Below are 24,141 nucleotides of genomic sequence, written 5' to 3'. Positions count from 1 at the left end.
GGAGAGGACAGAAGATGGACGTGGTCCTGGAGGCCGACCAGTTAGGCAAGCGGTACGGCAGCACCTGGGCGCTGCGGGACTGCTCGCTGCACCTGCCGGCCGGGCGGGTCGCCGCCCTGGTCGGACCGAACGGCGCGGGCAAGAGCACCCTGCTGCACATGGCCGTCGGCCTGCTCCGCCCGGACGCGGGGGCCGTGCGGGTGTTCGGCGAGTCGCCCTACAACAACACGAACACCCTGGCCGACATCGGGTTCGTCGCCCAGGACACCCCGCTGTACCGGGACTTCAGCGCCGCCGAACTGGTCACCGCCGGCGCGAAACTGAACCGACGGTGGGACGCGGCCCTGGCCCGCAACCGACTGGCCCAGCTCGGCATCCCACCCAACCGGCCGGTCGGCAAACTGTCCGGCGGGCAACGCGCCCAGGTCGCGCTCGCGCTCGCACTGGCCAAACGGCCCCGGCTGCTGCTGCTCGACGAGCCGGTCGCCAGCCTGGACCCGCTGGCCCGGCGGGAGTTCCTGCAATCGCTGATGGGTAGCGTGGCCGACGCTGGCACCACGGTGCTGCTCTCGTCGCACCTGCTGGCGGATCTGGAGCGGGTCTGCGACTACCTGATCGTGCTGCACGCCGCCCGGGTGCAACTCACCGGCCCGGTCGACGAGATCGCGGCCGGGCACCGGCAACTGGTCGGCCCCCGACTCGACGGCACGCCGCCCGTCGGCGTCGCTGCGGTGGTCCGGGCCAGCCACACCGACCGACAGTCCACGCTGCTGGTCCGCACCGACCGGCCGATCGATGATCCCGCCTGGACGGTTCGCGAGGTCAGCGTCGAGGACATCATCCTGGCCTACCTTGCCGACGGCGACACGATGACCAGTCACACCGAGTGGGGGGTGCCGGCATGATCTGGCTGACCTGGCGGCAACACCGCAAGCAACTGCTGTTCACCCTCATCGGGTTCGCGGCGCTCGCCGCCCTGATGATCCCGATCGGCCTGTCGATGCGGCACACGTTCAGCGACCTCGGCCTGCCCGACTGCGTACGGGAGATGGCCCGCACCGACGTGGCCCAGGCCACCGCGGACGCCTGCCAGGCCGGCTTCCGCCGCTTCACCAACCGCTACGGCGCCCTCAATCTCGTGGCCGTCCTGCTGCTCGTCCTGCCGATGCTGGTCGGCCTGTTCTGGGGCGCCCCACTGGTCGCCCGCGAAGTGGAGCACGGCACGCACCGCTTCGCCTGGACCCAGGGCGTCGGCCGCACCCACTGGGCGCTGGTGAAGTTCGGCCTGGTCGGCGCGGCCACGGTTGCCCTCTCGATCTGCTACGGCCTGGGCATGTCGTGGTGGGCGAGCCCAATCACCCAGGCCGCACGCGGGGGCCGGATGGGCATCATGGTCTTCGACCTGCTCGGCGTCGTCCCGATCGGCTACACCCTCTTCGCCGTGGCGCTCGGCATCTTCGCCGGCACCGTATGGCGCCGGATGCTACCCGCCATGGCCGTCACCCTCGTCGGATTCGTCGGCATGCGAGCGGCACTGGCGATCCTGGTTCGGCCGCACTATCAGCCCGCACTCACCCTCACCTCCCCCGTGGAAGGGGCCCAACCGGTCATGTCCCTTGGCGACTGGGTCCTCGCCAGCGGAGTCCGCAACGCCGACGGAAAGATGGTGGCGCCCGACGCTGTTGTCGCCTGCCCGCCGGCTGGTGGCGGGCCGGCCGGCGATGCCTGCGGTGCCGATCTGGGCCTCGGGCCGGGCGCCTACAACTGGCAGCTCTACCAGCCGGGGGACCGATTCTGGCTCTTCCAGAGCATCGAGACCGGCATCTTCGTCGTACTCGCCCTGCTCCTGCTCTACCTCGCCATCCGCCGGATCCGTCGCATCGCGTAGTTCGTACCAGCGGTGATCGCCGGTCCCTGCCCGGCGATCACCGCGCGCCGGTCAGGTCGCGCCGAAGCGGGTGGCGAACGCCGCGCGCACGGGCCCGTCCGCCCGGTCGAGCACGGCGAAGGTGACCTGGTCGAACCAGCCCGCCGTGTCGCCGAGGGCGAGCGCGAGCGCCTCCGCCACCGTCGCCGGATCGTTGCGGAACACCCCGCACCCCCACGCGCCGAGCACCAGCCGCCGATGTCCGTATGCGGCGGCGACGGCGAGCACCCGACGCGCCCGGGTACGCAGCGCCGGACCGACCTCGTCGACGTCGGCGGGCTGGTTGCGCAGCACCGCGCCGCGGTTGGGTGCGGCGGCGGTCAGGAACGACACCGCGTGGGCGGCGTCGAGCAGCCGCCCCTTGTCGTCGCGGAACACCGGGACCCGCGGTGAATGGATGACCCGGTCGCTGTAGAGAAGATCCCGCTGCTCGCGGTGGAAATCGTAGAACTCGGGGACGGACATCAGGCAGGGAAACAGCGCGGACGCCCGGGCGACGCTCTCCTCCTGCGCCTGCGCGCCGGTGCGGAAACCGCCGCCCGGGTTCTTCGCCGAGGCGAACATCAGCGCGGCGACGTCCCCGCCGGCGGCCAGGCGCCGGGCGGCCAGCAGAGTGCTCTCCCCGGTCACCTCCACCACCGGCCCGGCGCCGTCAACCGGCGGGGTGGGCAGCGGCTCGTCAGGCAGGTGCAGGCGGGTGCCGGCGACCGCGGCGCGCACCGGATCGGCGAGGTGCACCGTCTCGCCCCGGCCGTTGACGTACCGGCCGGCGTCGAGGATGTCCAGGGTGTCTCGGGCGATGGCCCGCAGGCGCGTACTCATGATCGGCTGATTGTGCGGCAGCGGCGCCCGGTGCCACGACCGGTTATCGGGCCGGCAGCTGCTGGACGAGCTGGATCGGGTTGCCGTCCGGGTCGGCCGTCCAGGCGATGAGCAGCCGGTGGAGCCAGACGTGCGGGGCGGCCAGGGCGGGTGCGCCGTCGGCGGTGAGCGTCGCGTACGCGGCGGCGGTGTCGTCGGTCCACAGGACGACCGCCGCGCGCTGACCCGAGGGCACCGGGTCGAGGCCGTGGTCGGCCCGGGTGGAGACGACCGACGCGATCCCGATCCGGTAACCGTCGAGGGTCAGGTCGACGTGGATCGGCCCGCCCTCGGCGGGCACCCGGAAGGTTTCGGTAAACCCGAGCCGCGTGTAGAAGGCGGCGGCCCGGGTGACGTCCTCGCTGAACAGGATCACCTGCGGCGTCCGGAAGATCGACATGCGCGGACCATACCCCGGTCAGTCCGGCAGGCGGGGCATCTCCAAGCCGGGATCCCGGCCGAGCAGCACGGCCCTCGTCAGCGCCGTCGAGCCGAACCGGTCCCGGACCGCGTCCACCGCCGCATCCAGTTCCGCACCCGGGTCGCGGGTGAACGGCAGCGTCAACTGCATGTGCCCGTCATCGAGGTTGCCGACGGACACCCCGAGCAGCGTCACGCCCCGGCTCTCGATCTCCGGCAGCGCCGTGCGCAGCAGCGCCCGCGCCGCCTCCCGCAGCGGCCCGGTCTGTGCCGTCGCCTTGCCGAGCGTGTGCGAGCGGGTCGCCCGGGTGTAGTCGGCGAAGCGCAGCCGGAGGGTCACCGTGCGCCCGGTGCGGTGTGCCGCGCGCATCCGCCCGGTCACCCGGTCGACCAGCCCGGCCAGCACGGCGTCCAGCTCGGCCGGGGAGTGCGGCTCGTTGCCGAGCGCGTGCTGGGCTCCCATCGAGGACCGTCGCCGCCCGACCTGCACGGGGCGGGGGTCGCGGTTGTGGGCGAGGGCGTGCAGGTGGCGGCCGGCGCCCGTGCCGAGCAGCGACACCAGGGTCGCCTCGTCGAGCCGGGCCACCTGCCCCACCGTACGGATGCCCCGGTCGCACAACTTCCCCGCGGTGACCGGCCCGACGCCCCACAGCCGTTCCACCGGCAGCGGGTGCAGGAACGCCAGCTCCCGCTCCGGCGCGACGACCAGCAGCCCGTCCGGCTTGGCCACCCCGCTGGCCACCTTGGCCAGGAACTTCGTCCGGGCCACGCCGACGGTGATCGACAGGCCGACGTGTTCGCGTACCTCCCGGCGCAGTTGCGCCGCGATGTCGGCGGGCGGGCCGACCAGCCGGCGCAGCCCACCCACGTCAAGGAATGCCTCGTCGATGGAGAGCCCCTCCACCAGCGGCGTGGTCTGCCGGAAGATGTCGAACACCGCCCGGCTCGCCGCCGTGTACGCGGCCATCCGCGGCGGGACCACGATCGCCTCCGGGCAGAGTCGCCGGGCCTGCCGCCCGCCCATCGCGCTGCGCACCCCGCGCGCCTTCGCCTCGTAGCTGCAGGCCAGCACCACCCCGCCGCCGACGATCACGGGCCGGCCGCGCAGCCGGGGATCGTCGCGCTGCTCGACCGACGCGTAGAACGCGTCCAGGTCGGCGTGCAGGATCGTGGCCTCACTCGACACGCACCCATGTTCGCACACTTGTTCGAAAAGGGGCTGTCGACCCCGCGTTTCGCGTTTCCCCCGTGATGGCAAACAGGCAATCCCCCTGTTTCTGCAACATATCGGGTTGTCCTGGCTACTCTCGACCCCGTCAGGTTGGCGGGACGGTGCCGGGGGTCGGCGAGGATGGAAGTCGAAGTCGATATCCGGGTGGACGGGACCCCGCACCGACTGACCGTGGATGTCCGCACCACGCTGCTCGACGCCCTGCGCGAGCGGCTGGGCAACACCAGTGCCAAGAAGGGATGCGACCACGGGCAGTGCGGTGCGTGCACGGTGCTGCTCGACGGCCGACGGGTCAACAGTTGCCTCGTGCTCGCCGTGGCGCACGACGGTGCGGAGGTGGTGACGGCCGCCGGGCTGGCGCCGGACGGTGAGCTGCATCCGATGCAACATGCCTTCATCCGCCACGACGCCTTCCAGTGCGGCTACTGCACGCCGGGTCAGGTCGTCTCGGCGGTCGGCATGCTGCGCGAGGCCGAGGCCGGCTGGCCGAGCGCGGTCACCGCGGGCCAGCCTGCCGGCGTGGGCAGTGGCGGGGGAGACGGCCCGACCGGGGCGATGTTGACCGACGACGAGGTCCGCGAGCGGATGAGCGGCAACCTGTGCCGCTGTGCCGCGTACGCCAACATCGTGCCGGCGATCCAGGAAGCGGCCCGGCGGTGAGGACATTCCGCTACGAGCGCGCCGGCACCGTGTCCGGCGCTGTCGCGCTGCTCGCCGAGGCGCCGCACGGGGCCTTCCTGGGCGGGGGAACCAACCTGGTGGACCTGATGAAGCTCGACGTGGCCCGGCCGGACCTGCTGGTCGACGTACGGCGGCTGACGTCCGACCGGGTCGAGGAGCTGCCCGAGGGCGGGGTACGGATCGGCGCTGCTACTCCCAACAGCGACCTCGCCGCCGACCCGCTGATCCGGCGGCGCTACCCGATGCTCTCCCAGGCCCTGCTCTCCGGCGCCTCCGGCCAACTGCGCAATCTCGCCACCACCGCCGGGAACCTGTTGCAGCGCACCCGCTGCCCGTACTTCCAGAACGTCACCACCCCGTGCAACAAACGTGAACCCGGGACCGGCTGCTCCGCGATCCAGGGGCACCAGCGCGACCTCGCCATCCTCGGCACCTCACCGGAGTGCGTCGCGACCCATCCGTCGGACCTGGCCGTCGCGCTGGCCGCGCTGGACGCGGTGGTGCGTACCGTGGGGCCGGACGGGGAGCGGGTGATCCCGATGACCGAGCTGCACCGGCTGCCCGGGCCGGAACCGCAGCGGGACACCGTGCTCCAGCACGGTGAGCTGATCACCGCGATCGACCTGCCGCCGTTGCCGTTCGCGGCCCGCTCCCACTTCCGCAAGGTCCGCGACCGGGCGTCGTACGCGTTTGCGCTGGTCGCGGTGGCCGCCGCGATCGACGTGGCGGATGGCGTGGTGCGTGACGTACGGGTGGCGCTCGGCGGGGTGGCACACAAGCCGTGGCGGGCGGCCAAGGCCGAGGAGCTGTTGCGCGGCGGCCCGGCCGACGCGGAGCGGTTTCGCCAGGCCGCCGAGGCCGAACTTGCCGACGTCCGACCGTTGCCGGGAAACGCGTTCAAGGTCCCGTTGGCCCGCAACACCATGGTGCGTACGCTGCTGGATCTGACCGGCGGGCTGCGATGACCCCGGTCACGCCCCGGGCCATGGGCCAGGCGCTGGACAGGTTCGACGGCGCGGAGAAGGTGCGCGGCCTGGCCCGGTACGCCTTCGAACAGCCGGCCGCGCGCCCGGTGTACCTGTTTCCGGTGCAGAGCACCGTCGCCGCCGGCCGGATCACCGGAATCGACTGCAGCCAGGCGAGTGCCCAGCCGGGCGTGCTGGCCGTGCTGACGTACCAGAACGCGCCCCGGGTCGCCACCGACAGCGGTGACCTGCGCATCCTGCAGTCCGACGAGGTCGCGTTCCGGGGCCAGTTCGTCGGCGCGGTGATCGCGGAGACCTCGGAGATCGCCCGGCACGCCGCCGGCCTGGTCCGAGTCGACTATGAGGCGCGGCCGCACACCGTCGACCTGCGGGGCGAGGTGCACCGGGAGGCACTGCGGGTGCCGAACGAGGTGCTGCCGATCTTCCCGATGCACACCGCCGAGGGTGACGTCGACGCGGCCCTGGACTCGGCGGCGGTCCGGGTGGACCAGGCCTACAGCACCTCCTGGAACAACCACAACGCGCTGGAGCCGCACACCACAGTCGCCTGCTGGGCGGACGATCGGTTCACCCTGCACCTGTCGACCCAGGGGGTGAATCGGATTCAAGCCGCGATAGCTGCTGCGTTCCGGCTCGAACCGGACCGGGTACGGGTGATATCGCCACACGTGGGCGGCGCGTTCGGGTCGAAGGTCTATCCGTGGGCCGATGTCGTGCTCGCCGCGATGGCCGCTCGGCTCGTTCCGGACCGACCGGTGAAGTTCGCGCTCACCCGGCAGCAGACGTTCTCCCAGACCGGCTACCGGCCGCCGACGATTCAGCGGGTCCGGCTCGGCGCCGGCAGCGACGGGCGGCTGGTCGCGATCGACCACGACTCGATCGAGCAGAGCTCGAAGGTCAGGGAGTTCGCCGAGCAGAGCACCAGAGCCACCCCAGGCATGTACGCCGCACCGAACCGCCGTACCCGGCAGCGGGTGGCGGACCTGGACGTCCCGACGCCGACGATCATGCGGGCGCCCGGGGAGGCGTCCGGCATGTTCGCGCTCGAGTCGGCAATGGACGAGCTGGCCATCGCCTGCGGTCTGGACCCGATAGAACTGCGGATCCGCAACGAGCCGGACGTGCACCCCCTTTTCGGCCTGCCGTTCTCCAGCCGCAACCTGGTTGCCTGCCTGCGCGAGGGCGCCCGCCGGTTCGGCTGGGCGCAGCGCGACCCCACCCCGCGGGCGCGCCGCGAGGGGAACTGGCTGGTGGGCACCGGGGTGGCTGCCGCCTCGTACCCGGTGCTGCGGCTGCCCGGGTCGAAGGCGACCATCCGGGTCGGCCCGGACGGCCGGTACGTCGTACTGATCGCGGCCGCGGACATCGGTACCGGCACCCGGACCGCGCTGGCCCAGGTCGCCGCCGACACGTTGCAGGTCGACGTCGAGCAGGTCGACCTGCGGATCGGGGACACCGCGTACCCGCCGGCCACCGAGGAGGGTGGATCGTCGGGGATCACCAGCTGGGGCTCGGCGATCTGCGCAGCCGCCGACCAGTTGCGCCAGCGGTTGGCCGCCGAACACGGCGGCACCGTGCCGGCGCACGGGCTGGAGGTTACCGCCGACATGCCGGAAAACCCCTACCTCAAGCAGTACGCGATGCACAGCTTCGGCGCGCAGTTCGCCGAAGTGCGGGTGCACGAGGAGACCGGCGAGGTACGGGTACCCCGGCAACTGGGGGTGTTCGCGTGCGGCCGGATCGTCAACCCGAAGACCGCCCGTTCGCAACTGCTCGGCGGAATGACCTGGGGTCTGTCCATGGCGCTGCACGAACAGAGCGTGCTCGATCTCCGGTTCGGTCACGTGGTCAACCACGACCTCGCCCAGTACCACATCAGCAGCAACGCCGACGTCGGCGCGATCGAGGTCCACCTGATCGAAGAGGAGGACCCGTACGTCAACCCGATGGGGACCAAGGGCGTCGGTGAGATCGGCATCGTCGGCGTGGCAGCGGCGATCGCCAACGGCGTCTACCACGCCACCGGCGTCCGCGTCCGCGACCTGCCGATCACCCTGGACAAGCTCCTCCCCGGCGATTGGCCAATTGCCTGAAATGCACCGAACAACCCGATAACGTGACGGCGTCGTAGGTGACGTCGACGGATGCGGGGACCGGTGATGGGTGTCGAGCAGCGAAACATGGAACTCATGCAGACGCTCGACGACTCCTGGAACGACCAGGATCTTGAGACGTTCAACAGCCGCCACGCCGACGACGTGGTGGTCCGGTGGCCCGGCAAGCCCGAGACCCACGGCCAGCACAACCACGAGGCCGAGGCGAGGGACTTCTTCACCGCCTTCCCCGACCAACGCCTCGGCAACCGGCCGTACAAGGTGCTGTTCGCCTCGGGTGAGTGGACCTGCTCCATCGCCCGCTTCACCGGCACCATGACCGGCCCCATGAAAGGCCCGGACGGCAACCAGATCCCGCCCACCGGCAAGTCCTTCGACGTGGACTTCTGCACAGTCGCCCACTGGGTCGACGGCAAGGTCGTCGAAGAGAACCTCTTCTACGACCTGACCACCTTCATGAAGCAGATCGGCCTCGGCTGAGCCGGCGGCCGGCGAGGGACGCCCACTCAGGCGCCACGGGTCCGGGCCCGGCTTCCGGAGCGGCGTGACAACGAGTTCGGCGCGTTCACGCCCGCCCCGTCGCTCACGCCGACCCCGAGCCGCTCCACCAACTCACCGCCGAGCCAACCGGTCACCCCGATCAGCACGATGCCGACGAAGCTGCAGATCAGGGCCGGGGCGTGCGTGTCCCAGTTGACAGCGGCCAGCCGCAGGAACCAACTCGCCGCGAACAGCGCCAGCACCACCACGTTGCCGAGGCCGTGCACGGCGCCGATCCGCTTCGCGCGCGTACCGGAGGGGATGCCCAGCCAGTCGGTGAAACCGAACACCCCGGCGAGCAGACCGCCGAGGACGCCGATGCCCATCGTGTACGCGGCCGAGATCTGGAATCCCGTCCGACTGGTGATCAGGTGGAGGATGTCGAAGATCACCGCAGTGATGAGCAGCCCCAACGGGAAAACGATCAGGATGGGGTGGACGCTGTGTCCCATCGCCTTGGCGCGACTCTCCATGTCAGTCCCTTCGTTCTGTGCCGCGGAAGTTCCGGGGCGGATTCCCGGATCGGGTCTGGTTACATCCGGCGCCCGTGCGGGGAGATCGCCTGGCGCGGGGCGCGGCGGATCACCGCCAGCCGGTCGCCGCGCACGGTCACCGAGGTCCGCCCGCCGCGCCGCCGTCGTACCGTCAGGTCGACCGTGGCGTGCCCGACCCGTACGCCCTCCAGCCGTAGGTCGGGCAGCCACTCGGGCAGATGCGGATCCACGAAGATCGTGCGCAGCGGCGCGGCGGGCCGCAGCGCCAGCAGCGCCTGGACCAGCGCGACGATCGCGCTGGCCGACCAGGCCTGCGGGGAACAGGAGTTCGGGTAGATGCCGGGGTGCGGGTGGGCCGGGTCGCGGGGCAGCCCGCTGAGCACCTCGGGCAGGCGGTGCTCCTCGAACAGGGCCGCCGCGGCGAACATCCCCTCGGCCAGCCGGTGCAGGTGGTCCCAGCAGCCGTACCGGGCCAACCCCAGGCCGATCGTGCCCGCCTCCACCGGCCAGACGCTGCCCCGGTGGTAGCTGAACGGGTTGTACGCGGGGTGGTCGGCCGACAGGGTTCGCACCCCCCAGCCGCTGAACATGTCCGGCGCCAGCAGCCGGTCCGCCACCAGTGCGGCGGCCCGGGCCGGCACGATGCCGCTGACCAGCAGGTGCCCGTCGTTGGAGTTGGTCGAGCGCACCGGCTGCTTGTCCGGCCCGAGCGCCATCGCGTAACAGCCCCGCTCGGGCAGCCAGTACGCGCGATGGAAACGGCGGCGCAGCGCCCGGGCCCGGGCCAGCAGGGCGGCGCCCCGCGCCGGATGGCCGGTCACCGTGAACACCACGGCAGCGTGCCGCAGCGCGGCATACCAGTAGGCCTGCAACTCGCTGGTCGCGATCGGGTCGGTCACCAGCCGGCCGTCCTCGTCGACGATCGCGGTGTCCGAGTCCTTCCAGCCCTGGTTCTTCAACCCCGCCGGGGAGCGGGAGTGGTACTCCAGGAAGCCGTCGCCGTCGGGGTCGCCGTACCGCTCGATCCAGCCCAGCGCCCGCCGGGCCGTCGGCAGCAACTCCCGCACGGTGTCCAGGTCACCGGTCCAGGCGAGGAACTGCCCGAGGAAGACCAGGAAGTCCGGCGCCGTCGACCAGTCGCCGTAGTAGCTGCTGAACGGGTTCAACCCGAGCGCGGAAACCGGCCCGTGCCGGGCCTCGTGCAGCGGCTTGCCCGGTTCCTCGTCGCGCCAGTCGTCCAGCCGCTCACCCACATGCCCGGCGATGAGCCGCAGGCTGTCGCCCAGCATTGTCGAACCGGCCAGCAGTGCCTGCCAGGAGGCGGTCATCGTGTCCCGACCGAAGATCTCCTGGTAGATGGGCAACCCGGCGATCGGCGCCGCCGGGCCGGCCGGTTCGCCGAGCGGCAGCACGGCCAGGTCGTGCGTGGCACACCGCCAGGCCGCCGTCACGTCGAAATTGCTGCTGCTCAAATCGGCCAGCTCGCCGATCAGCCGGGACCGGGCCCGGGCGGCGGAGTCATCCGGCTCGAGGAACGTCGCCGTGGGAGCGGCCAGTCGGACCCCGTCGAAGACCGGCTCGACCAGCAGCTCCACCGAGGCGCTGCCGCGCGGCGGCACCGCCAGCTCGACGCGCAACGCGCCGTCGCCGTACGCCACCGGGGCGTCGGCCCGGATCACGACCGCGACCGCCCGGTCGAGGCCGTCACACAGGTAGGTCAGGCGCAGTTCCCCCGCCGCCGGATCCCACCGGGTGTCCACCTCGCCGACCTGCAACCGTCGCCCCGTCTCCGCCTCGCTGGTGTCGGCGAAGTCCGCCGCGACCCGAATCTGCAGCGCGAACTCCAGGCGCAGGGCGGCGTAGCTGACCACGGTGAACCGGGTCCGGAGTCCCGCTCCGACGAACCGCTCGGTCTGCAGGTACGCCGCTCGTGACGGCAGTTCCTCCCCGTTGCCCAGCTCCGCGTACGAGAGCTGGGCGTGCCCCCGCACGTTGCCGGTGGCGAACGGGACCGGCTCCCGGCCGTCGACGGTGATCCATTCCCGGCTGATCACCCGGGTGTTACGGGCGAAGAAGCCCTGCGGATCGGTGCCGCTGATCCGGCCACGCACGTCGGTGACCAGGGTGCTCCACCCGCTCGCCACGTAGAGCAGGTCGGGTCGAACGCGCAGGCTACGGACCCTGGTCACCGGCCGCCTGTACCCGTTCGCGTTCCGACTACACCCAGGCCGGGCGGGATCAGGGCGCGGTGCGGGCCCGCTCGCGCACGAGCAGTTCCAGGGCCAGCGCGATCGCCACCGCCTCGACCGCCAGCAGGGTGAGCAGGATGAGCAGCTGGGTCGCCCCGGCCTCCAGCGGCCCCGCCCCGCCCAGCAGCACGCCGACGAACGCGCCCGGCAGGGTGACCAGCCCGACCGTGCGGGTCTGGTCCAGCGCAGGGATGAGCGCCTGCCCGGCGGCCGGCCGGCAGATCTCCAGCGCCGCGTCGCGGGGGAGCAGCCCCAGGGCCAGGCCGGCCTCGTACTCGCCGTGGCGGGTGCGCAGCTCGTCCAGGGTGCGCCGGCCGGCGAGGCTGGTCGCGGTCATCGCCCCGCCGATCAGGATGCCGGCCGTCGGCAGCACCACCAGCGGCGTCGCCGGCAGCGCCCGGCTGACCAGCAGTACGCCGAGACTCGGCACCACCCCGGCCGCGATCGCGAGGGGGGCGACCCGGCGCGGGCAGGACGGCCCGATCCGCCGGCGGGCGGTGACGCTGGCGACCACGTACATGAGCACGATGAACACGCCGGTGCTCCACCAGGCCCGCAGCACGGCGACGATGACCAGCGACACCACGCCGAGCTGCACGGTGGCCCGGGCGGCCGCGGTCAGTACCGCCCGGCCCCGGCCGACCCCGCTCACCTGCAACACGGCGGCAGCCGCCACGGTCAACCCGAGCAGGGCGACGACCAGCGTCGGCCCGATCGGCACCGTGCCGGCGCTCATCGCGGCTGGCGTAGTGCCCCGACGAGCGCGAGCACACCGAACGACGACAGCGACAGTCCCGCGCCGACCCCGGTGATCGTGCTCGGCGCCGCACTGGTGGTCAGGCCGACCACCAACGCCGCGACGGCGGTGGCCGTGACCAGGATGCCCAGCGGTATGAGGTTCCGGTCGCGGAGCACCGGTGCCAGCGGCAGGAAGTGGACGCCCACCACGGCGCAGATCCACACGGGGATGTAATCCGGCTGGCCGAACACCCCCAGGAGGGCGGCGCCCGCGCCGGCCAGTCCGAACTCGACACCAACAATGATCCCGTACCGCCGCCCGCTCGCCCGATTGTTGAGGGCGGCGGTCGATGCCGGGCTGGAGAAGCCGACCACCGCTCCGGCGATCGCGACGAGCAGGGCGACCACGCTGCCTGCGGTCAGCCACGGATCCAGCCAGGCCGGTGGTGCCACGTGCCCCCAGCCGAACCAGGCCGCACCGAAGAACCCCTCCACCAGAGCGGTGATGCCGCCATCGCGGCGCGACTGCCGCGTCTTGTCCACGGGGGGCGACTCTACAGCGTGTCTCAATGGCCCGTTGGGTCATGAGTGCCGGCCATGGATACCGCCGTTCGGGCGACGCCCTCTGCCCGGAGTGGATCAGGGCTGGGGCTGACTGATGTTCACCATCCACCCGATGCCGAACCGGTCCACGCACATGCCGAACTCGTCGCCCCACATTTGCTTCTCTAGGGGAACGGCGATGACGGCGCCGTCGGAGAGCTTGTCCCAGTAGCCCCGCAGCTCGTCGGCGTCGTCCCCGCTCAGGCTCACCGCGATGTTGTTGCCGACGGTGAGGTCCATCTCGGGCGGCGTGTCGGATGCCATCAGGGTGAAGCCGCGGTCGGTCTCAAGCTGCGCGTGCATGACGTTGGCGGCCACGGCGGGATCCGGGTTGCCGGACTCGCCGAAGGTGGTCGCCGTCAGCGTGCCGCCGAAAACCTGCTGGTAGAACTCCATCGCCGGCCGGGCGCTGTCCCGGAAGCTCAGGTACGGGTTGAGCCGAGACGCCATGGGACCCCTCCTCTGTCGTTGGCGAGGGGCATCGTCGCAGCCCCGCCCTGCGTGGACAACGAGGCGGGAACGGGCGAGTCGCGGGGACCGGGCCGGGAATGCGGTGGAGGTGTCGCCGTTGACACCTCCACCGCTTCCCCCACCGGTGCGTCGGTCAGTTCTTCGAGAACGACTGACGCACCACGCCCCCCACCAGAGCGCACCAGGTAGTGGTCGTGACCTTGCCGTTCGGCGTCAGGCCGTGCAGGCGCTGCAGGTCCTGGAGCGCCTTCTGGGTCGGGTGGTCGTACTCGCCGGTGATCGCGACGTCGGCGTAGCCCTTGGAGTTGAGCATGAACTGCACCGCGCTGACCGGGACGCCGGTCGCGTCCTTGTCCAGCTCGGGGGCGAGGGTCTCCCAGGTCGGGCCGGTGAGGGTGGCGTCGATGTCGACCGGGATGCCGTTGCGGGCCTGCCAGTCCTGCACGGCGGCGACGGTGGCGGCGTCGAAGACGCCGTTGACCGGGACCGGGTAGCCGCGGAACGTGAGCAGGTACTGCGCGACCTGGACGACGGGGCCGCCGACGAACCGCCAGATGTCCGGCCAGCGGCGGGCCGGCACGTCGGCCAGGCGGGTGCCGAGGTTGGCGAAGACCCGGCGGCGCAACGTCGGGAACTCGCGGTAGAACGTCGCTCCCGGGCACAGCGTGGCCCGGAAGTCCCAGTGGCCGAAGATGTCGTGCGCGTGCAGCCCGTACTGCTGGCAGATGGTGGTGCAGAGCGTGACCAGGGAGTCGAGCAGTTCGCGTGGCGGGGTGTCGGTGACGTAGGTGCCCTCGTTCTCGATGCCGATGGCCCGGCCGTTCTCGCCGGGGCAGTGCGCCGAGATCATCTGCCGGTCGCCGGCCCGGAGCCGCTCCAGGCTGCCGTGCCGGCCCTCCAGCACGTGGCCGCCCCGGCTGACCGTGAAGTGCTGGCCGGTGTCCGACCAGCCGTTGCCGTCGATGTGCAGGTCCTGGCAGTCGCGGGCGAGCTGCTTGGCGTGCTCCGGCGAATAGTCGGTGCTGTTCGGGAACGCCATGTGATGCACGATGATCTTGTTGGTGGCGGTAGCGCTGATCGACAGCGGGTCCGCAGGCGGCCGGGCGCCCCACCCGTTGCAGCTGATGATCCAGTCGAGGTTCGCGCCCGGCGCGGCCTGTGCGGCGGCCGGGAAGGCGAGTTCGGTCCCGACGACCGCGACCGCAGCGGCGCCGAGGCCGGCCCGCAGCAAGGTACGACGATCCAGCTCAGGGTGGTCGAAGTGCATGTCATCTCCTCCGTGGCCGGGCGAGAGCCAGGGTGTGAAAAGGAGCTTCAATACCCGCTCGTGAGTCGGAGGATATTGCCAATGGTGTGCGCCGCGCTAGGCACGCGAGTGACAATTTTCGATCGGCGTGGTTCGTCCTGTTTTGTCGGCGGGGCCTTCCTCCCGTCGCTGTGAGCGGGCAGGATCAGTGGGTCCACACACGACCGGGGGCCCCATGGCGCATCGGCTCGACGAGACGGCCGCGCACGGCACCCCGACCCCGCCGGCCGGCAGCAACCCGCCCCGCCCGGGCCGAGCAGGTCGACGTGGTTCTCCACTGCCGCGCTCGGCCGCCTGGTGGGGTGTCCGCCAGGGACCGTGGTCTTTGCTGGTGCTGCTCGTGTTCATGGCGCTCGCCACGGCCAGTGCGGCACCGCCGATGTTCGCCGAGGCGTCGGAGAACGCGGCGTTCGAAGGCGTCCGTGCCGCCGTACCCGCCGGCGCCCGCCAGAGCGATGCGGACGTCGTCCGGCTGACCGCGTCGGCATCGCCGTCCAGCGCCGACCAGCAGGCCGTCCTCGACCAGATCCGCGCCATCCCCGGGCTGTCCGCGCCCACCCTGAACGGGAAGTCGGTGGGCGTCGAGCTGGGCCGGTCAACACGGTGGGAGTCGTTCCTCGCACACGGAACCCGCAGCGAGCGCGCCCGTCTCTTCGCCCTCCCCGACCCGGCCGAGCACCTGGTGACCACGGGGGATGCCGCCGCCGGGCAGGCTGGCGGGGTCTGGCTGCCCGTGCCATTGGCTCAGGGACTCCGCGTCGAAGCCGGCGACCCGGTGACGTTCTCCGCCCGCAACCGCGACGGCGACGAACGGCGCGTCGACACCACCGTCGCCGGGACCTACCGGGTCGCCGAGGACGGCCGTCGGCCGCTGGACCGCCCGGGCCACCGGGACTGGTCCCTCCGCAGAGGCGAGCTGCCACTCGACAGCGCCCTGGAGACCCTGCCGGCGTACCTCGTCATCGGCGACGTCGCGACCGCCGAAGCACTGGCGGACGAGGTCGGCGACCAGCTGCTCTGGTCGGTGGACGCCGCACTCGCCCCCGGCCTGACGCTCGCACAGGCGCAGGTGGTGGCGGACCGGATCGACGTGCTACGCAAGCGGTACGTGCAGGGCCGGGCCGAGGGTGAGGTACTGGCCCGCCGGGTGGCCAGCGGCATCGGCGACCTGACCGAACAGGCCGGCGCGGTGGCCGACGGCACACGGCAACGCACCCTGCCCCTGGAATGGGCCGCCGTGCTGGTCGCGCTGACCGCCCTGCTCGCCGTCGTGGCCGCCGCGCTGCGCCGCCGGGACGTCGAGTTGCGGCACGCGGTCGGCACCGGCACACCCACCGTTCTCGTCGCCCTGCTCTGGTCGCTCGAACACCTGTTACCCGCCGCGCTGGGCGGCGTCCTGGGCTGGCTCTGCGCCTGGGCGATCGTCGGGCAGGCCGGCCCCACCGGCGCCGTGACCGCCCTGTCCGTCCTGCCGGGGCTGCTGCTCGCGGTGGCGTCGGCGGCGGTGGGTGCCGTCCTGGTGGGGGCGCTCGCCGGCGGCGTCGCCGCCCGGCGGGTCCGCCCGGCCGCCCCAGGCACCACCCGTCGTCCCGCACCGTGGCTGGCCCTGCTGGTCGCCGCGGCCCTCACCGCGACGGCGGGTCTGGCGGCCGCGGACCGCTCCGGCGGCGACGCGCGGAGCACCGATCTGCTCGTGCCGCTACTCGTGTTCGTCGCGGCCGGCGCCCTCGCCATGCGGCTGCTGCCCTGGCTGACCCGTTCCAGGCGGCACCGGCCGTCCCGAGCGTCGCGCCCGAACGCGGTGTGGCTCGCCCGCCGTCGACTCGGCGCGACCGTGCCCGGCCGTGCGCCGGTCGCCGCCGCGGTGACCGCCGGACTCGGCATGGTGCTGTTCGCCCTCTCGGGCGTGGCCGCCACCCGGACGACGATCGAGGACCGGGTCGCCGTGCGCTCCGGCGCCGAGACGGTGGCCGCCATCGAGGCAGCCTGGCAGCTCGACGACGATCCGGTGCTCGCGCCACCACGCCCGAAGCCCGGAGAGCCGCAGCCCGACGAACCGGCGCGCGGGGTGCGTACCCCACCGTTGCCCGCCCGTACCACGCTGGTCTGGCGGATCGACGTCACGAACCCGGCGACCTTCGGCACACACCAGCTCCTCATCGTGGACCCGGCCACGCTCGGCGACGCCGCCTCCTGGGGCCACGGACCGGAACTCGCCCGGGCCCGCCGCGCGCTCAGCCGACTCGCCGACCAGGACACCCCGTACGACCCGATCCTCGGCCTGCCGGCGATCGCCGTCGGGGTGGACGGGATCGAGGTGGCCGACATCGTCCAGGTCGAGGCCGGGCCGTGGCGGGAACGCCTCCGGGTCGTGGACGCCGTCGACGTGTTCCCGCGGTACGCCGGCGAGCCGATGTACGTGGTGTCCGCCGGGCCGGCATTCTCGACGTTCGGCCCGGTGGACCCCCGGCTCAAGCCACGCGACAACCTGGCGACCGGCATCTTCGCCCGTACCGAGCTGTGGGGGTCCTCGGATGTGGCCGTGGATGCTGTGCTGAGCGCCCACGGCGTGCAGCCGCGGCAACTCGACACCGCGGAGCGGCTGCGTCGGCGCGACATCTACGTAGCCGCTGAGCAGGCGGGCGGCTATCAGGTGGCCGTCGCCGGCTACCTGGCGCTGCTCGCGGTGCTGGCGTTGTGCGTGCACGCCCAGCGCCGCGCGGCCGCGGACCGGCCCACCGACCTCATGCTCGCGCGGCTCGGCTTCGGGCGGCCCCGGGTCCTGCTGTCACGGGCGGTCGAACAGGCCACCCTGGCGGCCCTGGCGCTGCTCTGCGCCGTGCTGGGGTTGCTGCTGCTCACACCCCTGGCCGGGCGGCTGCTCGACGTCGCCCCCGACGAGGCTCCCGCGTTCCATCTGGTCGTCACCCCGGCGGCGCTCGGGATGACGGCCCTGGCGGCGCTGCTGGCGGCCGGCGCGGCGACGGCTGTCAGCCACCAGCGCTCCGGCCGTGGCGAGGAGGAGGCGTACCGCACCGATGCCTGACCATGTCACCCGGCCGCTGCTCGACGGCACCGAACTGCTTCAGCTCTACCCGACGCCCACCGGTCCGACCCAGGCGCTACGCGGCGTCGACGTGCGGATCCGCACCGGAACGCTGACCGCGATCACGGGCCCGTCCGGCAGTGGAAAGTCCACCCTGCTGGCGATCCTGGCCCTGCGGGAACGGCCCGCCGGTGGGACGCTGCGCCACCGCGGCAGCCCGGTCGCCACGCTGACCCGGCGGCAGTTGCAGCGGCTGCGCCGACACCACATCGGCTACATCGCCCAGCGGCCGGCGCACGGGCTGTTCCCGCAACTGTCCGCCCGTCGACAGGTCGAGCAGACAGCGTGGCTGCGTGGCATGCCCATCGACCCGGTCGCGGTACTGGGCGACGTGGACCTTGCGGGCCGGGTGGACGCGCTGCCCGCCGCCCTGTCGGGAGGGGAGCAGCAGCGGCTCGCCGTGGCCGTCGCGTGCGTCGGGCCACCGGATCTGGTGATCGCCGACGAACCGACCGCCGAACTCGACGACGCCACCGCCGACCTTGTTCTGGCCCGGCTACGCGGGTGCGCGGAGCAGGGCGCAGCCGTGGTGCTCGCCACCCACGACGCGCGGGCGGTGGCCGTCGCCGACGTGGTGCTGCACCTGCGGCACGGGGTGCTGTCGGCCGAGCAGCACGCTACTGCGGCACGGACCGCGGCCATCGACAGGTTCGGGCGGGTGCAGCTTCCCGAGCAGGCGCTGGCCCTGTTCCCCGACGGCCGCGCGCTGATCGAGGTGCACGCCGACCACGTGCGCCTGACGTCGACCGATCGGCCGGCGACGTCCGGGAGGGCCGCAGATGAGTAACGCCCCGCCCCCAGCGCTCGTGGACGTCCAGGCGGTCACCCACACCCACGGACGCGGCGCGGCGGCCGTCACCGTGCTGCACGAGGTCACGGTGGAAATCGGCGGGGGAGTCCTGGTGGCCCTCGCCGGCCGCTCCGGGTCGGGAAAGTCCACCCTCTGCCATCTGGTGGCCGGAGTGATGGCGCCGACCGCCGGCCAGGTGCGCGTCAAGGGCGAGCCGGCGACCGCGCTGCGGGATTGGGCCGGCGTCGCGCTCGCGCCCCAGCGACTGGCCCTGGTCGGTGAGCTGACCGTCGCCGAGAACGTCCACCTGCCAGCCCTGCTACGGGGGACGCCGCTCGATCCCGACCTGCTGGCTCGGATGGACCTTGAGCGCATCGCGCAGCGCCCGGCGCGGGAGACCTCGCTCGGAGAGCAACAGCGGACCGCCCTGGCCCGGGCGCTCGTCCTCGGCCCCGAATTGGCGGTGCTGGACGAACCGACGGCCCACCAGGACGACGGGCACGTCGAGCAGGTTGTCGCGGCGCTCCGGGAGTCCGTTGGCCGGGGGACAACCGTCCTGGTGGCCACGCACGACGCCCGGTTGATCGAGGTGGCCGACATCGTGCTGAATCTGCACTCCGGGCGGCTCCTGGGTGGGGGCGGCGGCCCGCACGGGAATGGACGGGGCCGGAACGGGTAGGCGCGGCGCCGGGAGGCGGGCGCCTCCGGGATCGAGGGGGACATGGCAGTCGCCATCATCGTGGCGATCATCGTCGTCGTGATTGTGCTGCTCGGGTTGTCGCTGAGCGTCCGGCTGGTCCAGCAGTACCAGCGCGGCATCGTGTTCCGCTTCGGCCGGGTGCTGGAGCGCGTCCGCCAGCCCGGCTTTCACCTGATCATCCCGATCGCCGACCGGATGATGCGGGTCAGCATGCAGACCACCGTGATCGGGGTGCCGGCGCAGGGCGCGATCACCCGGGACAATGTGACACTCACTGTCGACGCGGTGGTCTACTACCGAGTCGTCGATCCGGTGAAGGCGCTGGTCAACGTGCGGGACTACCCGGCGGCAGTGCTGCAGGTGGCGCAGACCGCGTTGCGTTCGGTGATCGGCAAGGCTGACCTGGACACTCTGCTGAGCAACCGGGATCAGATCAACGCCGAGCTGAAATCGGTGATCGACGTGCCCACCGAGAAGCCGTGGGGCCTGCTGATCGAGCGGGTCGAGGTCAAGGACGTGGCGCTGCCCGAGGAGATGAAGCGCTCGATGTCCCGCCAGGCCGAGGCCGAGCGGGAACGGCGGGCGCGGGTCATCGTCGCCGACGCTGAATACCAGGCCTCCCGCCGGCTGGCCGATGCGTCCCGGACGATGTCGCAGACGCCGGGGGCGTACCAGCTGCGGCTGCTGCAGACGGTGGTGGACGTGGCGGCGGAGAAGAACAGCACCCTGGTCATGCCGTTCCCGGTAGAGCTGCTGCAGTTCTTTCAGGAGTACGGACGGCGCGGCCGCGAGCAGGTGGCGCCCGGCGGGCCGGGGGCGGCGGAGGAGCCCTCGGTGCTCGGCCCGACCACCGAGCACGTCGCCGCGGCCGCCGAGGGCGACGGGCACCGGCCGCAGCACTAACGGGCGTTTACCGGTGCAGGGCTTTGCGGACTGCGTCGAGCGACTCGTCCGGGGTGACACCGAGGCGCCCCGCGATGGCGGCGAAGCTGTCGGCGGCCTCGGCGAGCCGTCGGCGTATCTCCGGTTGACCGATCGCCTGGTGAGGTGCGACCACGGTGCCGTGGCGTACGCGGCTGGTGACCAGGCCGGCCCGATCCAACTCGGTATAGGCCCGTGCGACGGTGTTGACGGCGAGCCCGAGATCGGCGGCGAGCTGACGTACGGGCGGCAGCTTCGTCCCGGGCGCCAGCACGCCGGTCTCGATCATCGTGGCGAGCTGCGCCCTGATCTGCTCGTACGCCGGAACGGCACTGGCGGTGTCGACCTCGACGATCACGGCGCGACTTGGCGCTGCGGCCCGCGCCCGTTCGCGATGGCGATGCCGCACAACAGGACGAGAAGGCCACCGAACACGGTGCGGATGGCGGCGGCGCCCGGATCGGCGAGATTCATCGCGGCGATGGCGCTGATCCCGGCGAGGACGAACCCACCGGAGGTGAGCACGTGCAGCGACCGGGTGCGGATCGCGTCGTCGGCGGCCAGCACGTCGGGCTCGGCGCCCGGGCGTGCCCGGGTCACGACCTGCCGCCGGACGAGCGTGACGAGGCTTATAACCCCGGCGCCGAACGCGATCCAGGCCATCGCAGCGGCCGGCACAGACTGCGGATCGCGGCGCATCAGCACGACGATCATCGCGGCGGTGAGAACGATCGCGGCGAGCGGCAGCATGCCGCGGGTGAGCGGGACCAGGTAGGTGGCGGATGTGCGTACGACGAGGGACGCGGCGCGCCTGGTGCCGCGGCGTACCCGGGCGAGGGTCAACTCGGCGACGAGGGCGCCGACGAACCAACCCGCGAACAGGGCGAGGAAATTGATCTGGAAGCGGCCTTCGGGCAGGCCCCAGGCGAACCCGATGGCGCAGCCCAGGCCGGCTCCGGCGCACCTCCAGCGCCGGGTGATCGCCAGGTACGCGATGACCCGATCGCCGTTGCCGGCCGTGATGTCGAGCCGCTGTTTCTGGGCGAACGTCTCCAGCCGCGCCCGGCTGATCGGCCCGTACGCGTGCGCCGCCGCCACCACGAGCGGTAGGCCACCGAACAGGATGGTCATGACCAGCGTTTCAACCTCCACCTAGTCAATGTAGCAAGCCATTGATACATTGCGCCATGACGCTGGACGATGGGGGAGGACGCGGTGGCGCGATACGTGATCGCCGACGAGGTGTGGCGGCGGCTGGACCCCGACGCCGGTCGGATGACCCGGCGGGGTGCGCGACGTCTCGCCGTATCGCTCCTGGCCGTCGCCGTGCTCGCGGGTGCCGGGCTGGTGTTGTGGAGCATCGGCATCGTCGTGCCGCGCCTGCGCGCGATCGAGGCCAGCGGGTTCCTGGCACAGATCAACCCAGAGGAGCGAAGCTTCGCGTACGGGGTGCATATTCGCAACGACGGCCAGGTGTCCGTCGTCGTGCAGGCGGTCGGGGCCGAGGGGCCGGGGCTGGAACTGACCGACGCGAGGAATCTGGAGGGCACGCTGCCGACCACGCTGCACCCCGGTGAGGTGATCGAGATACGGCTGGGCTACCGGGTGACGGATTGCACGGCCGTGTCCACCGAGGACTGGCCGATCCCAGTGCGGGTCAAGGGCCCCCTCGGCGCGCACACAGTCGACGTGATGCCACCGACCCTGCGCCTCCCCGGCGAGGCGCCCGACGAGACGATGTGGTCGGGCGACCGCGATCCATACGGCCGGTCGTGGCAGGACGCACTGGCCAGGCAAGCGTGCGCACCGCCGAACGCGTGACGACGATCCCCGCGAGGCCACTCACGGGGGAGCAGGCCGTGACATCATCGCCTCATGGAGACCGAATCCCGGCACCTCTCCGTGTACATCGGCCGGCCGACGGGGGAGGTCTACGCATTCGCCGCCGATCCGGCAAACCTGCCTCGGTGGGCGCCGGGTCTGGGCGGCCCGGTGGTGCGGATAGACGACAACTGGTTCGTCGAGACGCCGGAGGGCCGGGTGCGGGTGACGTTCGCCCCGGAGAACGAGTACGGGGTGCTCGACCACGAGGTGCTGACGCCCTCCGGTGAGACGGTGTACGTGCCACTGCGGGCGATCGCGAGCGGCACCGGCTGTGAAGTGGTCTTCACGCTCCGCCGCTCGCCGGGGATGACCGACGCGGAGTTCGAGCGGGACGCGGCACTGGTCAACGGCGACCTCGCGCTCCTCAAGAAGGTTCTCGAAGACGCGTGAGGTTGCCCGCCAAGACCGCGCCCCCGTGCGCCGGCGCTCATGACAGTACGGGCAAGTCCGCGCCGTTCAGTCGGTCAGACGGCGGCGCGGTCGGTAATCGGGCGACGGCGAAGCGCCGGGTCGGTCAGCGCCGGCGGGCGCCAGGCGCCGTCGGCCTGGTACAGGTTGGTGCCCGGCGGAACGATCTCGTCGATCCGGTCCAGCACGGCGTCGTCCAGGGTCAGCGCGGCGCCCCTCAGCGCGGCGTCGAGCTGCTCCATGGTGCGCGGTCCGATGATCACCGAGGTGACCCCGGGATGCGCCACAGGGAAGGCCAGCGCCAGCGCCGGCAGCGTGCTGCCGATCTCCGACGCCAGCTCGACGAACTGCTCCACCACGTCCAGCTTCCGCACGTTCTCCTCGATCGCCGGGTCGAACCGGGCCGGGGTGAGCGCGGCCCGACCCGTGGACAGGTCGACCGGCTGCCCCTTGCGGTAGCGGCCGGTCAGGAAGCCGGAGGCAAGCGGGCTCCAGGTCAGCACGCCCATGCCGTAGCGCTGGGTGACCGGCAGCAGGTCGGTCTCGATCCCTCGGGCGAGCAGCGAGTACGGCGGCTGCTCGGTCCGGAACCGGTGCAGCCCGCGCCGCTCCGCGACGTGGTGCGCCTCGACGATCTGCTCGGCCGGGAAGGTCGAGCAGCCGAACGCGCGGATCTTCCCCTGGCGTACCAGATCGGTCAGGACCGACAGGGTTTCCTCGATGTCGGTGGTGGCGTCCGGCCGGTGCACCTGGTAGAGGTCGATCCAGTCGGTGCTCAGCCGGCGCAAACTCTCCTCGACCTCCCGGACGATCCAGCGCCGCGAGTTGCCGCCCCGGTTCCGTCCCTCGCCCATCGGGAAGTGCACCTTGGTGGCGAGCACCACGTCGTCCCGGCGGCCTCGCAGCGCCTTGCCGACGATCTGCTCGGACTCGCCGGCGGAGTACATGTCCGCGGTGTCCACAAAGTTGATCCCCTGGTCGAGGGCGGTGTGAATGATCCGCGCACAATCGTCGTGGTCGGGATTGCCCACGAAGCCGAACATCATGGTGCCGAGGCAGTGGACGCTCACCTCGATGCCGGTGCGGCCGAGGACGCGGTAACGCATGGTCGTGCTCCTTGTGGTCGGCGCGCGCCGGGCGGTCGGCCCGCCGGCCAGCCGTGCGAGCACCCTAGGAGCTGGAGTCGACTCTAGGTCAACCCGTACGCTGGACAGCATGTCCGAAGTCGTCCCGGGCCTGAGCATCGGCGAGGTCGCCGAGCACACCGGGCTGAGCGTGCACACGCTGCGGTTCTACGAGCGGGAAGGCATCCTGGCCAACCCGGTCCGGCGCGATCCCGGCGGCCGCCGGGTCTACCACCAGGACGATGTGGACTGGCTCACCGTCTGCCTGATCCTGCGCGGCTCCGGCATGCCGCTGCCGGCGATCCGGCGCTACACCGAACTGGTCCGCGCCGGCAGCGGCACCGAGGCGGAACGGCTGATGCTGCTACGGGAGCACCGAGAGCGGGTCCTGGACCAGATGGACCAGCTCCGCAAGTGTCTGGACTTGGTCAACTTCAAGGTCGGGGTGTACGAGGACGTGCTGGACCAGCTCGCCGCCTCGTCCGCCAGCGGTACCGACATCGGCCGGTGACCGACGTAGAAGCCGACGCGGAGCGACTGACCGACGGGCGGTCGTGCCCCGCATCGGCTGGCCACGAGCAGCAGGG

25 protein-coding genes are annotated in these 24,141 nt (G+C 72.1%); 13 read left to right on the top strand and 12 right to left on the bottom strand.

Features of this window, described 5'->3' with window-relative positions:
• Positions 1 to 14 precede the first annotated feature (14 nt).
• The gene (locus tag AB0C02_RS12925; RefSeq protein ID WP_357547358.1) at positions 15 to 905 is read left to right on the top strand and encodes an ABC transporter ATP-binding protein; all 891 of its coding nucleotides are present in this window, start codon (positions 15 to 17) and stop codon (positions 903 to 905) included.
• Positions 902 to 1,888 (top strand): transporter, encoded by a 987-nt coding sequence (locus AB0C02_RS12920; protein WP_357547349.1) that lies wholly within the window; start codon positions 902 to 904, stop codon positions 1,886 to 1,888. The genes AB0C02_RS12925 and AB0C02_RS12920 overlap by 4 nt, the downstream gene beginning before the upstream one ends.
• 51 nt (positions 1,889 to 1,939) lie before the next feature.
• Here the strand turns inward: AB0C02_RS12920 and AB0C02_RS12915 are convergent, their stop codons facing one another.
• The 3 genes from AB0C02_RS12915 to dinB are packed head-to-tail and all read right to left on the bottom strand — an operon-like array spanning position 1,940 to position 4,394.
• Complete coding sequence (locus tag AB0C02_RS12915; RefSeq protein WP_357547344.1) at positions 1,940 to 2,749, bottom strand: TIGR02452 family protein; 810 nt, start codon at positions 2,747 to 2,749, stop codon at positions 1,940 to 1,942.
• 43 nt (positions 2,750 to 2,792) lie between these two features.
• Positions 2,793 to 3,188, bottom strand: a complete 396-nt coding sequence (locus AB0C02_RS12910) for a VOC family protein (RefSeq protein WP_357547337.1) — start codon at positions 3,186 to 3,188, stop codon at positions 2,793 to 2,795.
• 18 nt (positions 3,189 to 3,206) lie between these two features.
• Positions 3,207 to 4,394 carry a DNA polymerase IV gene (gene dinB / locus AB0C02_RS12905; RefSeq protein ID WP_357547323.1) on the bottom strand — a complete coding sequence of 396 codons (1,188 nt, stop codon included), beginning with the start codon at positions 4,392 to 4,394 and terminating at the stop codon, positions 3,207 to 3,209.
• 165 nt (positions 4,395 to 4,559) lie between these two features.
• On the opposite strand from dinB, the gene AB0C02_RS12900 reads away from it, so the two are divergent.
• From AB0C02_RS12900 to AB0C02_RS12885, 4 genes are all read left to right on the top strand, one after another.
• Entirely contained in the window at positions 4,560 to 5,099 is a 540-nt protein-coding gene (locus AB0C02_RS12900; protein ID WP_357547300.1) for a 2Fe-2S iron-sulfur cluster-binding protein, read from the top strand.
• Positions 5,096 to 6,085 (top strand): xanthine dehydrogenase family protein subunit M, encoded by a 990-nt coding sequence (locus tag AB0C02_RS12895; protein WP_357547292.1) that lies wholly within the window; start codon positions 5,096 to 5,098, stop codon positions 6,083 to 6,085. The genes AB0C02_RS12900 and AB0C02_RS12895 overlap by 4 nt, the downstream gene beginning before the upstream one ends.
• Positions 6,082 to 8,199, top strand: a complete 2,118-nt coding sequence (locus AB0C02_RS12890; RefSeq protein WP_357547287.1) for a xanthine dehydrogenase family protein molybdopterin-binding subunit — start codon at positions 6,082 to 6,084, stop codon at positions 8,197 to 8,199. Before AB0C02_RS12895 ends, AB0C02_RS12890 begins: the two co-directional genes overlap by 4 nt.
• 87 nt (positions 8,200 to 8,286) lie before the next feature.
• Positions 8,287 to 8,700: an ester cyclase gene (locus AB0C02_RS12885; protein ID WP_357547281.1), complete on the top strand. Its 414-nt coding sequence runs from the start codon at positions 8,287 to 8,289 to the stop codon at positions 8,698 to 8,700.
• Positions 8,701 to 8,726: 26 nt separating this feature from the next.
• Here the strand turns inward: AB0C02_RS12885 and AB0C02_RS12880 are convergent, their stop codons facing one another.
• From AB0C02_RS12880 to AB0C02_RS12855, 6 genes are all read right to left on the bottom strand, one after another.
• Complete coding sequence (locus tag AB0C02_RS12880; protein ID WP_357547276.1) at positions 8,727 to 9,233, bottom strand: DUF2231 domain-containing protein; 507 nt, start codon at positions 9,231 to 9,233, stop codon at positions 8,727 to 8,729.
• Positions 9,234 to 9,292: 59 nt separating this feature from the next.
• Entirely contained in the window at positions 9,293 to 11,443 is a 2,151-nt protein-coding gene (locus AB0C02_RS12875; protein WP_357547273.1) for a glycogen debranching N-terminal domain-containing protein, read from the bottom strand.
• 49 nt (positions 11,444 to 11,492) lie between these two features.
• Positions 11,493 to 12,239 (bottom strand): ABC transporter permease, encoded by a 747-nt coding sequence (locus AB0C02_RS12870; protein WP_357547268.1) that lies wholly within the window; start codon positions 12,237 to 12,239, stop codon positions 11,493 to 11,495.
• The gene (locus tag AB0C02_RS12865) at positions 12,236 to 12,784 is read right to left on the bottom strand and encodes a hypothetical protein (protein ID WP_357547260.1); all 549 of its coding nucleotides are present in this window, start codon (positions 12,782 to 12,784) and stop codon (positions 12,236 to 12,238) included. The genes AB0C02_RS12870 and AB0C02_RS12865 overlap by 4 nt, the downstream gene beginning before the upstream one ends.
• A 96-nt stretch (positions 12,785 to 12,880) precedes the next feature.
• Positions 12,881 to 13,294, bottom strand: a complete 414-nt coding sequence (locus AB0C02_RS12860; RefSeq protein WP_357547253.1) for a VOC family protein — start codon at positions 13,292 to 13,294, stop codon at positions 12,881 to 12,883.
• Between the two features lie 154 nt (positions 13,295 to 13,448).
• Entirely contained in the window at positions 13,449 to 14,582 is a 1,134-nt protein-coding gene (locus AB0C02_RS12855; RefSeq protein WP_357547247.1) for an N-acetylmuramoyl-L-alanine amidase, read from the bottom strand.
• A gap of 370 nt (positions 14,583 to 14,952) precedes the next feature.
• Here AB0C02_RS12855 and AB0C02_RS12850 point away from each other — a divergent pair, with 370 nt between their 5' ends.
• Genes AB0C02_RS12850 through AB0C02_RS12835 form a run of 4 tightly spaced genes read left to right on the top strand, consistent with a single transcriptional unit; the run spans position 14,953 to position 20,120 of the window.
• Positions 14,953 to 17,667: a hypothetical protein gene (locus tag AB0C02_RS12850; protein ID WP_357547243.1), complete on the top strand. Its 2,715-nt coding sequence runs from the start codon at positions 14,953 to 14,955 to the stop codon at positions 17,665 to 17,667.
• Positions 17,660 to 18,514 carry an ATP-binding cassette domain-containing protein gene (locus AB0C02_RS12845; RefSeq protein WP_357547233.1) on the top strand — a complete coding sequence of 285 codons (855 nt, stop codon included), beginning with the start codon at positions 17,660 to 17,662 and terminating at the stop codon, positions 18,512 to 18,514. The genes AB0C02_RS12850 and AB0C02_RS12845 overlap by 8 nt, the downstream gene beginning before the upstream one ends.
• Positions 18,507 to 19,196, top strand: a complete 690-nt coding sequence (locus AB0C02_RS12840) for an ATP-binding cassette domain-containing protein (RefSeq protein ID WP_357547215.1) — start codon at positions 18,507 to 18,509, stop codon at positions 19,194 to 19,196. The genes AB0C02_RS12845 and AB0C02_RS12840 overlap by 8 nt, the downstream gene beginning before the upstream one ends.
• 42 nt (positions 19,197 to 19,238) lie before the next feature.
• Entirely contained in the window at positions 19,239 to 20,120 is an 882-nt protein-coding gene (locus AB0C02_RS12835; protein WP_357547202.1) for a slipin family protein, read from the top strand.
• A gap of 7 nt (positions 20,121 to 20,127) precedes the next feature.
• On the opposite strand, the gene AB0C02_RS12830 is transcribed toward AB0C02_RS12835, so the two are convergent.
• Together AB0C02_RS12830 and AB0C02_RS12825 are read right to left on the bottom strand one after the other, a co-directional pair.
• A complete protein-coding gene (locus tag AB0C02_RS12830; RefSeq protein ID WP_357547182.1) occupies positions 20,128 to 20,496 on the bottom strand; it encodes a GntR family transcriptional regulator in 369 nt (122 codons plus the stop codon).
• Entirely contained in the window at positions 20,493 to 21,290 is a 798-nt protein-coding gene (locus AB0C02_RS12825) for a hypothetical protein (protein WP_357547162.1), read from the bottom strand. Before AB0C02_RS12825 ends, AB0C02_RS12830 begins: the two co-directional genes overlap by 4 nt.
• Positions 21,291 to 21,365: 75 nt before the next feature.
• On the opposite strand from AB0C02_RS12825, the gene AB0C02_RS12820 reads away from it, so the two are divergent.
• Together AB0C02_RS12820 and AB0C02_RS12815 are read left to right on the top strand one after the other, a co-directional pair.
• Entirely contained in the window at positions 21,366 to 21,959 is a 594-nt protein-coding gene (locus AB0C02_RS12820) for a hypothetical protein (RefSeq protein ID WP_357547160.1), read from the top strand.
• 54 nt (positions 21,960 to 22,013) lie between these two features.
• Complete coding sequence (locus AB0C02_RS12815) at positions 22,014 to 22,412, top strand: SRPBCC family protein (RefSeq protein ID WP_357547157.1); 399 nt, start codon at positions 22,014 to 22,016, stop codon at positions 22,410 to 22,412.
• A gap of 74 nt (positions 22,413 to 22,486) precedes the next feature.
• On the opposite strand, the gene AB0C02_RS12810 is transcribed toward AB0C02_RS12815, so the two are convergent.
• Entirely contained in the window at positions 22,487 to 23,536 is a 1,050-nt protein-coding gene (locus AB0C02_RS12810) for an aldo/keto reductase (RefSeq protein WP_357547153.1), read from the bottom strand.
• 109 nt (positions 23,537 to 23,645) lie between these two features.
• On the opposite strand from AB0C02_RS12810, the gene AB0C02_RS12805 reads away from it, so the two are divergent.
• Complete coding sequence (locus AB0C02_RS12805) at positions 23,646 to 24,065, top strand: MerR family transcriptional regulator (RefSeq protein WP_357547143.1); 420 nt, start codon at positions 23,646 to 23,648, stop codon at positions 24,063 to 24,065.
• Positions 24,066 to 24,141: the final 76 nt, after the last annotated feature.

The sequence above is a fragment of the Micromonospora sp. NPDC048999 genome, assembly GCF_040649295.1.
Classification (GTDB): Bacteria; Actinomycetota; Actinomycetes; order Mycobacteriales; family Micromonosporaceae; genus Micromonospora.
The sequence above is the reverse complement of the archived record's forward strand: the minus strand, read 5'-3'. Positions and strand labels throughout refer to the sequence as shown.

What these genes read in the sequence shown, in the direction of transcription:
- AB0C02_RS12890 (WP_357547287.1), top strand. Translation starts at nt 6,082, where the DNA reads ATGACCCCGGTCACGCCCCGGGCCATGGGCCAGGCGCTGGACAGGTTC.
- AB0C02_RS12920 (WP_357547349.1), top strand. Translation starts at nt 902, where the DNA reads ATGATCTGGCTGACCTGGCGGCAACACCGCAAGCAACTGCTGTTCACC.
- AB0C02_RS12860 (WP_357547253.1), bottom strand. Translation starts at nt 13,294, where the DNA reads ATGGCGTCTCGGCTCAACCCGTACCTGAGCTTCCGGGACAGCGCCCGG.
- AB0C02_RS12900 (WP_357547300.1), top strand. Translation starts at nt 4,560, where the DNA reads ATGGAAGTCGAAGTCGATATCCGGGTGGACGGGACCCCGCACCGACTG.
- AB0C02_RS12870 (WP_357547268.1), bottom strand. Translation starts at nt 12,239, where the DNA reads ATGAGCGCCGGCACGGTGCCGATCGGGCCGACGCTGGTCGTCGCCCTG.
- AB0C02_RS12810 (WP_357547153.1), bottom strand. Translation starts at nt 23,536, where the DNA reads ATGCGTTACCGCGTCCTCGGCCGCACCGGCATCGAGGTGAGCGTCCAC.
- AB0C02_RS12880 (WP_357547276.1), bottom strand. Translation starts at nt 9,233, where the DNA reads ATGGAGAGTCGCGCCAAGGCGATGGGACACAGCGTCCACCCCATCCTG.
- AB0C02_RS12885 (WP_357547281.1), top strand. Translation starts at nt 8,287, where the DNA reads ATGGAACTCATGCAGACGCTCGACGACTCCTGGAACGACCAGGATCTT.
- AB0C02_RS12815 (WP_357547157.1), top strand. Translation starts at nt 22,014, where the DNA reads ATGGAGACCGAATCCCGGCACCTCTCCGTGTACATCGGCCGGCCGACG.
- AB0C02_RS12835 (WP_357547202.1), top strand. Translation starts at nt 19,239, where the DNA reads ATGGCAGTCGCCATCATCGTGGCGATCATCGTCGTCGTGATTGTGCTG.
- AB0C02_RS12915 (WP_357547344.1), bottom strand. Translation starts at nt 2,749, where the DNA reads ATGAGTACGCGCCTGCGGGCCATCGCCCGAGACACCCTGGACATCCTC.
- AB0C02_RS12805 (WP_357547143.1), top strand. Translation starts at nt 23,646, where the DNA reads ATGTCCGAAGTCGTCCCGGGCCTGAGCATCGGCGAGGTCGCCGAGCAC.
- AB0C02_RS12910 (WP_357547337.1), bottom strand. Translation starts at nt 3,188, where the DNA reads ATGTCGATCTTCCGGACGCCGCAGGTGATCCTGTTCAGCGAGGACGTC.
- AB0C02_RS12845 (WP_357547233.1), top strand. Translation starts at nt 17,660, where the DNA reads ATGCCTGACCATGTCACCCGGCCGCTGCTCGACGGCACCGAACTGCTT.
- AB0C02_RS12855 (WP_357547247.1), bottom strand. Translation starts at nt 14,582, where the DNA reads ATGCACTTCGACCACCCTGAGCTGGATCGTCGTACCTTGCTGCGGGCC.
- AB0C02_RS12840 (WP_357547215.1), top strand. Translation starts at nt 18,507, where the DNA reads ATGAGTAACGCCCCGCCCCCAGCGCTCGTGGACGTCCAGGCGGTCACC.
- AB0C02_RS12925 (WP_357547358.1), top strand. Translation starts at nt 15, where the DNA reads ATGGACGTGGTCCTGGAGGCCGACCAGTTAGGCAAGCGGTACGGCAGC.